Annotated in this window: 8 protein-coding genes; 5 read left to right on the top strand and 3 right to left on the bottom strand. The window is 73.2% G+C overall.

Annotation, left to right across the window (positions count from 1 at the left end; all coding sequences use genetic code 11):
• Positions 1 to 235 precede the first annotated feature (235 nt).
• Complete coding sequence (gene pgm, locus ACFY30_RS28970; RefSeq protein ID WP_390848099.1) at positions 236 to 1,876, top strand: phosphoglucomutase (alpha-D-glucose-1,6-bisphosphate-dependent); 1,641 nt, start codon at positions 236 to 238, stop codon at positions 1,874 to 1,876.
• A 138-nt stretch (positions 1,877 to 2,014) separates the two neighbouring features.
• On the opposite strand, the gene ACFY30_RS28975 is transcribed toward pgm, so the two are convergent.
• The 3 genes from ACFY30_RS28975 to ACFY30_RS28985 are packed head-to-tail and all read right to left on the bottom strand — an operon-like array spanning position 2,015 to position 3,614.
• Complete coding sequence (locus ACFY30_RS28975) at positions 2,015 to 2,287, bottom strand: DUF6510 family protein (RefSeq protein WP_390848100.1); 273 nt, start codon at positions 2,285 to 2,287, stop codon at positions 2,015 to 2,017.
• Between the two features lie 17 nt (positions 2,288 to 2,304).
• Positions 2,305 to 3,012 (bottom strand): FAD-binding oxidoreductase, encoded by a 708-nt coding sequence (locus ACFY30_RS28980; protein WP_390848101.1) that lies wholly within the window; start codon positions 3,010 to 3,012, stop codon positions 2,305 to 2,307.
• A 2-nt stretch (positions 3,013 to 3,014) separates the two neighbouring features.
• A complete protein-coding gene (locus ACFY30_RS28985) occupies positions 3,015 to 3,614 on the bottom strand; it encodes a sulfite oxidase-like oxidoreductase (protein ID WP_390848115.1) in 600 nt (199 codons plus the stop codon).
• A 333-nt stretch (positions 3,615 to 3,947) separates the two neighbouring features.
• Here ACFY30_RS28985 and ACFY30_RS28990 point away from each other — a divergent pair, with 333 nt between their 5' ends.
• The 4 genes from ACFY30_RS28990 to ACFY30_RS29005 all read left to right on the top strand — a co-directional run.
• A complete protein-coding gene (locus tag ACFY30_RS28990; RefSeq protein WP_390848102.1) occupies positions 3,948 to 4,844 on the top strand; it encodes a PP2C family protein-serine/threonine phosphatase in 897 nt (298 codons plus the stop codon).
• The gene (locus tag ACFY30_RS28995) at positions 4,844 to 5,839 is read left to right on the top strand and encodes an MASE1 domain-containing protein (RefSeq protein WP_390848103.1); all 996 of its coding nucleotides are present in this window, start codon (positions 4,844 to 4,846) and stop codon (positions 5,837 to 5,839) included. Before ACFY30_RS28990 ends, ACFY30_RS28995 begins: the two co-directional genes overlap by 1 nt.
• Before the next feature lie 122 nt (positions 5,840 to 5,961).
• Positions 5,962 to 6,714, top strand: a complete 753-nt coding sequence (locus tag ACFY30_RS29000; protein WP_390848104.1) for a YqjF family protein — start codon at positions 5,962 to 5,964, stop codon at positions 6,712 to 6,714.
• A gap of 253 nt (positions 6,715 to 6,967) precedes the next feature.
• On the top strand, positions 6,968 to 7,729 hold a 762-nt coding region (locus ACFY30_RS29005), incomplete at its 3' end, for an alcohol dehydrogenase catalytic domain-containing protein (RefSeq protein ID WP_390848105.1).

The following is a 7,729-nucleotide window of genomic DNA, read 5'->3' on the forward strand; positions in this document are numbered from 1 at the left end:
ACCGGCCGGGCAACGCGTTCGCCGGGGTGAGGACGCGTGACACGCGTGATGCCGGCCTGACCGCGAGGCCTGGGCCTCACGTCGGTTCGCCGGCACGCCGTGTCGAACACGCCACGACGCGACCCGCTGCCGTGACCCGCTGCCGTGTCCGGGCCGCAGACCTCGCGGGTGATCACCGCGGCGGGGGAAGATGGAACCGCAAGCCAATGGTCAACCGACATGGAGGAGCGGGCACATGCAGCACGAGCGAGCGGGCCGGCCGGCCGGCCCCGAGGACCTCGTCGACGTCGCCCGGCTGGTCACCGCGTACTACGCGCTGCACCCCGACCCGGCCGATCCCGCGCAGCGCGTCGCGTTCGGCACTTCGGGCCACCGCGGTTCGTCCCTGAACACCGCGTTCAACGAGGACCACATCGCCGCCACCAGCCAGGCCATCTGCGAGTACCGCGCCGCCCAGGGCACCGACGGCCCCCTCTTCCTCGGCGCCGACACCCACGCCCTGTCCGAGCCGGCCCGCGTCACCGCCCTGGAGGTGTTCGCGGCCAACGACGTCACCGTGCTCATCGACAGCGCCGACGGCTACACGCCCACCCCGGCCGTCTCGCACGCGATCCTCACCCACAACCGCGGCCGCACCACCGCCCTCGCGGACGGCGTGGTCGTCACCCCCTCGCACAACCCGCCCGCCGACGGCGGCTTCAAGTACAACCCGCCGAGCGGCGGTCCGGCCGGCTCCGACGCCACCTCCTGGATCCAGGACCGGGCGAACGACATCATCGCGGCCGGCCTGAAGGACGTACGGCGCATCCCCTACGCCCGCGCCCTCGCCGCCCCCACCACCGGCCGTCACGACTTCCTCGGCTCGTACGTGGCCGACCTCCCCGCCGCCTTGGACCTCGAGGCGATCCGCGCCGCCGGCATCCGGATCGGCGCCGACCCGCTCGGCGGGGCCTCGGTCGCCTACTGGGGCCGGATCGCCGAGCAGCACCGCCTCGACCTGACCGTGGTCAACCCGCTCGCGGACCCCACCTGGCGTTTCATGACGCTGGACTGGGACGGCAAGATCCGCATGGACTGCTCCTCGCCGTACGCGATGGCCTCGCTCATCGACCAGCGCGACCGGTTCCGGATCGCGACGGGCAACGACGCCGACGCCGACCGGCACGGCATCGTCACCCCGGACGCGGGCCTGATGAACCCCAACCACTACCTCGCCGCGGCCATCGCCTACCTCTACGCGCACCGCGAGCAGTGGCCCGCCGACGCGGGGGTCGGCAAGACGCTGGTGTCGTCCTCGATGATCGACCGGGTCGCCGCCGACCTGGGCCGCCGGCTCGTCGAGGTGCCCGTCGGCTTCAAGTGGTTCGTGGACGGCCTGGTCGACGGCTCGCTCGGCTTCGGGGGCGAGGAGTCGGCCGGCGCGTCCTTCCTGCGCCGGGACGGCTCCGTGTGGACCACCGACAAGGACGGCATCATCATGGCGCTGCTCGCCTCCGAGATCACCGCGGTCACCGGGAAGACCCCGTCGGAGCACTACGCCGCCCTGACGGACCGTTTCGGCGAGCCCGCCTACGCCCGCATCGATGCGCCCGCGACCCGCGAGGAGAAGGCGCTGCTCGCCAAGCTCTCGCCCGCCCAGGTCACCGCCGACACCCTGGCCGGCGAGACGGTCACCGGTGTGCTCACCGAGGCCCCCGGCAACGGCGCGGCGCTCGGCGGCATCAAGGTGACCACCGCCAACGCCTGGTTCGCGGCCCGCCCCTCCGGCACCGAGGACGTCTACAAGATCTACGCCGAGTCGTTCCTCGGCACCGAGCACCTCACCCGGGTGCAGGAGGAGGCCAGGGGCGTGGTCATGGCGGCACTGAAGGGCTGAACCCGCGGCGGTGGGCGGACGCCTGTCCGGCACGGTCCGCCGGACAGGCCTCACCGCGGGCGGCCGGCCAGGGCCTGTCGCGGAAGCGGCGTCACGCGGCAGGCGCCCCTTGCGCAGTACCCGGTGCCTGCCCCGGCACTAGGCCACGGCGAAGCGGAACGCGCCCGTTCCTCCGCCCAGCGTCAGCCACACGTGCTGTCCCTCCCGCACCAGCCGCAGCGCCACGTGGGCGCAGCCGGGACAGCGGGCGGTGAGGCCCGGCTCGGGGCCGTAGACGTGCAGCTCGGGCAGCGGGCCCGAGCGGGCGCACTCGGGGCAGCGCCACCAGGCTGCGGTGGCCTCCACGGAGAGGATCTCCGAGAGCGGTCCGGCGAGGCAGTTGCCGTCGAGATGCGGGGCGGTCCGCGCCATGGGGTTCTCCAAGGGGGTCAGCCGAAGCGTTCGGTCCGGATGGTGGCGGGGTCCCGGCCGAGGCCGGTCAGCAGATCGCCGACCGTCTCGACGAAGGCGGTCGGGCCGCAGACGTAGACCGGACTCGTCGGCGCCAGCCCGGCCGCAGCCTCCGCCAGGTCGGCCGCGGTGACCCGGCCGGGCCCGCGGGCCTCGCCCGGCGGCGACGTCCGCGTGTACACGAAGCGAACGTCGAGGCCGTCCCCGTCCGCGAGGTGCTCGCGGTACCAGACGTCGTCGGGGCCGCGGACCGAGTACAGCAGCCGGAAGTCGCCGCCGCCCCGGGACCGGCGGCGGGCCCGGACCATCGCGGCCAGCGGGACGACCCCCGAGCCGCCCGCCACCAGCAGCACCGGCTCCGTCCGCCCCGGCCGCCACACGAACCAGTTCCCGAGCGGCCCGCGCACCTCCACGTCCGCCCCGACCGGCAGCCCGTCCGCCAGGTACGGCGACACCTCGCCGTCCGGCACGGTCCGCACGCCCAGCTCGATCCGCTCGCCGTCGGCGGGCGCGGCCAGCGAGTAACTGCGTACGGCCTGATAGCCGTCGTCCGCGGTCAGGCGCACGTCGACGTGCTGACCGGCCAGGTGTCCGGGCCAGCCCGCGACGGTGAAGAGCAGGGTGCGGGCGGTGGCGTTCTGCGGGCGCCGCTCGACGAGCCGGGCCCTGCGCCAGACGAGGCCCATCCTCAGTCGCCCCAGTTGCGCTGCTCGCGCCACGGGTCGCCGTAGTCGTGGTAGCCGACGCTCTCCCAGAAACCGGGCTCGTCCTCGTGCGACAGCCGGAGCCCGCGGACCCACTTGGCCGACTTCCAGAAGTACAGGTGCGGCACCAGCAGCCGGGCGGGGCCGCCGTGCTCGGGAGAGAGCGGATCGCCGTCGTACGTGTGCGCGAGCCAGGCCCGGCCGTCGAGGAGGTCCTCCAACGGCAGGTTCGTGGTGTAGCCGCCGTAGCTGGTGACCACGACGTGGTCGGCGGCCGTCTCGACGTCCTCGAAGAAGGCGTCCAGGGGCACGCCGCGCCACCGGGTGTCGAACTTCGACCAGCGCGTCACGCAGTGGATGTCCCGCACGGTCTCCTGCTGGGGGAGCGCCATCATCTCGTCCCAGGTCCACGCGTGCGTCCCGCCCGTCTCCGAGGTCACCGTGAACCGCCAGGTGTCCGTGGGCACCCGCGGGGTGGGGCCCGCCGACAGCACGGGGAACGACTCGGTCGGGTACTGGCCCGGCGGCAGCTTGTCGGCCATCCGCCGGGCGCGCCCCTGGAAGCCGGGGGAGAAGGAGTTCACAGCGGTCATCTCCTGAGCACGTCCACCTGCCCGGGGGAGCGTGCGGGTTCGGTAGTCCAGTGTCCGGCGGTGCGGGCCCCGGCACCACTCGGTCGCAGGCGAACGGTAGGACGGCGCGGCGGGCCGGTGTTGCCCGCGCGTGCACGGGCGCTGGTCCGCCCGCGCACGGTCCCGCCGACGCCGCAGTCCAGCGTGCACGGTCGGGTCCGCGCTCTCCCCGTCTCCGTCACGCCGTCCGGCCATGTCATCGTCCGGATATGATCCTCTGAAAGTAAAATGTGAGGTTTGCCCGAAGGGCCTGCCGCCCCCGCCGGAGTGATCCCGGAGTGATCGATGTCCCGCATGCGCCCCCCGGACGAAGGCGACGAGCTGCTGGCCAGGCTCGGCTCGCTGACCGCGCAGGCGCGCGAGCGCGCGGAGCTGCAACGCTCCCGCGTCGAACTGGCCCTCGCCCTGCAGCGCGGCATGCTGCCCAGGGACCTGCCCGTCGCCCCCGGATTCCGTCTCGCCGTCCAGTACGCCCCGGCCTGCTACGGCCTCAACGTGGGCGGCGACTGGTACGACGCCTTCACCCTGCCCGACGGCCGCCTGGGCCTGTCCATCGGTGACGTCCAGGGCCACAACATAGAGGCGACCTCGTTCATGGGACAGGTCCGGGTCGGCCTGCGCGCCCTCGCCTCCGTCACCGGCGAGCCCGGCCACCTGCTCGCCCGCACCAACGACCTGATCCTCTCCCTCGGCAGCGACCTCTTCGCCACCTGCACCTTCATGCGGCTCGACCCCGTCAGCGGTGTCCTGGAGAGCGCCAGGGCCGGACACATCCCCTGCGTCTGGGCCACGGCCGACGGCAAGTCCGGCATCGCCGAGGACGAGGGCGGACCGCCCCTCGGCGTGGTCGCCGGGACGGACTACCCGGTCACCCGCTACCGCCTCACCAAGGGCGGGGTCTTCGTCCTGCTCACGGACGGCGTCGTCGAGGGCCCCACACTGAACGTCGAGGAGGGCCTCGAACAGGTCGTACGCCTCGCGGGCGCCGCCGCCGTGGCCGGGATGGAGGCGGACGCCCTCGCCGCCGCCGTGATCAAGGGCGCCGAACGGGTCGGACACGAGGACGACGCGGCGGTCCTGGTGGTCGGACACGACGGACTCGTGACGGACGTACCCCGGATGCAGCCACGGAGCCCGCGAGCGCGTTTCACGCCTGGCCGACCGCCCCGTGACGGTGTCTGATGGCTGCTGTGGTGGGTATCCCGGACCTGGATCGGCGCAGAACGGCCCTCTTCGCCCTCCAGACGCTCGCGGTCGCCGTCTGCTACTACGCGGCCGGGCGGCTGGGACTCCTGCGGCACCTCGTCGTCGAGGGAGCCGTGTTCACCCCCATCTGGCCGCCCACGGGCGTGGCGGTGGCCTGTCTGCTGATCCTCGGCCTGCGCGCCTGGGTGGGCATCGCCCTCGGCGTCCTCCTCGTCATCGTGTCGATCACCTCGCTGCGCCCCCTCGTCCTGATCAACGTGGTGGGCAACACCGCCGCCCCCGTCTGCGCCTGGATCCTGCTGCGCAAGGTCGGCTTCCGCACCGATCTCGCCCGGCTGCGCGACGGCCTCGCCCTGGTCTTCCTGGCGGCGCTCACCGCGATGCTGCTGAGCGCCAGCGTCGGCGTGGGCCTGCTCGTCCTCACCGGCCGGCTCGACGCGCACTCCTTCTGGCCGGTCTGGCTGGGATGGTGGGTGGGGGACGCGATGGGCGTCCTGCTCGTCACGCCCGTCCTGCTCCTGCTCCTCTCGGCGCGCCGCACGGTGGACCTGACCCGCTGGAAGGAGGCCTCGGGGCTCGCCCTGATCTGCGTGGCCCTCGTCCCCCTGGCCACCCGGAGCCCGGTCAGCCTGCTCTTCCTCGTCTATCCGCTGCTGATCTGGGCGGCCCTGCGCTTCCTGCTGGCCGGCAGCATGCTCTGCGCCCTGTTCACCTCGGTCATGGCCACGGTCGCCGCGACGGACCGGATCGGTCCGTTCGCCCGGCTCAGCCATGTGGAGGTGATGATCAAACTCCAGGCCTTCAACGGCACGATGGCCCTGACCGCCCTGCTGCTCTCGGCCGTGATCATGGAACAGCGCAACACCCGACGCTCGGTCGAACGGGCCTGCCAGGAACTCGTGGAAGTCCTGGAACACCTCACGGCGGGCGAAACCTCGCACGGCCGCCCGGCGAAGGACCAGGACGTCTGAGACGTGGGGACGCCCGTGAGCGCGGACGCCCGCATGGCTGGACGCCGGAGAGCCGGGACGCCCGCGAGCCCCGGCCCGGACCCGGGCCGAGGGCGCCGCGGGGCGCCTGGCATGCTGACGCCGTGCACAAGCCGGCCCCGCTCAGCCCCGACGCCCCCGGCGCCATAGCCTCCCCGCTCCTCACGCAGCAGTGGCTCGACCTGTGCTTCCTCCACTGGTCCGTCGCTCCGGAGACGGTGGCGGGACTGCTGCCGCCCGGGACCGTCCCCGACACGCACGAGGGGACGACGTACGTCGGACTCGTCGCGTTCCGGATGCACCGGGTCGGCTGGCTCCGGCTGCCCGGTGTGCCGTACCTCGGGTCGTTCCCGGAGACCAACGTCCGCCTGTACTCCGTCGACGGGCACGGGCGGCGCGGCGTCGTCTTCCGGTCGATGGACGCGGCACGGCTGATCCCGGTGGCGATGGGGCGGGCCGGCTTCCGGCTGCCGTACCTGTGGTCCCGGATGAGCGTGCGCACGGTCGGCGACACCGTCACCTACACCAGCTCCCGCCGCTGGCCCGGCCCGCGCGGCGCGTACAGCCGTATCGCCGTGCGGCCCGGGGAACGCATCGAGGAGCCGACGGAGCTGGAGCACTTCCTCACGGCGCGCTGGGGGATGCACAACACCTTCTTCGGCGGAGCCGCCTACCTCCCCAACCACCATCCCCGCTGGCCCCTGCACCGCGCCGAGCTGGTCATGTGCGAGGAGAACCTGATCGCCGCGGCAGGCCTCCCCGTGCCGCGCGAGGAGCCGGTCAGCGTCCTGTACTCCCCGGGAGTGCCGGTGCGCCTGGGCCGGCCCGCACGCCCGGCGGGCATCCCCACGCCCTGAGGCCACGGGGGCGGCGCTCCGCTCCCGTCCGAGCGGTCCGCCGGTGTGTCGAGGATCCGGGGAGGGCGGCGCCCGCCGCGCAGCGCTGTCACCGCCCGGGCGGGCCGCCTCACGGCCTCGCGTTCTCCCGGTGGACCGCGCCGGCGAACCCTTGACCCGCGATCGGCGCTCCGTGATGCTGTGTTGCGGCACATGCGATGCGTGCCGTAATGAGCAACATCCGTCTCAGTCTCGTACCAGCCGAGGAGTGGCCATGGCTCACCAGGTCCGTGCTGTCGTCGCGCGCGCGAAGGGTGCCCCCGTCAGCCTGGAGACGATCGTCGTCCCCGACCCCGGCCCGGGGGAGGCGCTGGTGAAGATCCAGGCCTGCGGGGTCTGTCACACCGATCTGCACTACCGCGAAGGCGGCATCAACGACGAGTTCCCCTTCCTGCTGGGGCACGAGGCGGCGGGTGTGGTGGAGTCGGTGGGGGAGGGTGTGACCGATGTGGCGCCCGGGGACTTCGTCGTTCTCAACTGGCGTGCGGTGTGTGGGCAGTGCCGGGCCTGTCTGCGGGGGCGGCCGTGGTACTGCTTCGACACGCACAACGCCCGGCAGAGGATGACTCTGCTGGACGGTACGGAGCTCTCCCCGGCGCTGGGTATCGGTGCTTTCGCGGAGAAGACGCTGGTGGCGGCGGGTCAGTGCACGAAGGTGGACGCGTCGGTGTCGCCGGCGGTGGCGGGGCTGCTGGGCTGTGGTGTGATGGCGGGCATCGGTGCGGCCATCAACACCGGCAGCGTGGGGCGTGGTGACACGGTCGCGGTCATCGGCTGCGGCGGGGTGGGGGACGCGGCGATCGCGGGTGCGAACCTGGCCGGCGCGGCGAAGATCATCGCCGTGGACATCGACGACCGCAAACTCGCGAAGGCCCGCGAGATGGGCGCGACCCACACCGTCAACTCCCGTGACGCCGACGCCGTCGAGGCGATCCGTGAGCTCACCGGGGGCTTCGGCGCGGACGTCGTCATCGAG

It is taken from the genome of Streptomyces sp. NPDC000345, assembly GCF_042898825.1.
In the GTDB taxonomy this organism is placed as follows: domain Bacteria; phylum Actinomycetota; class Actinomycetes; order Streptomycetales; family Streptomycetaceae; genus Streptomyces.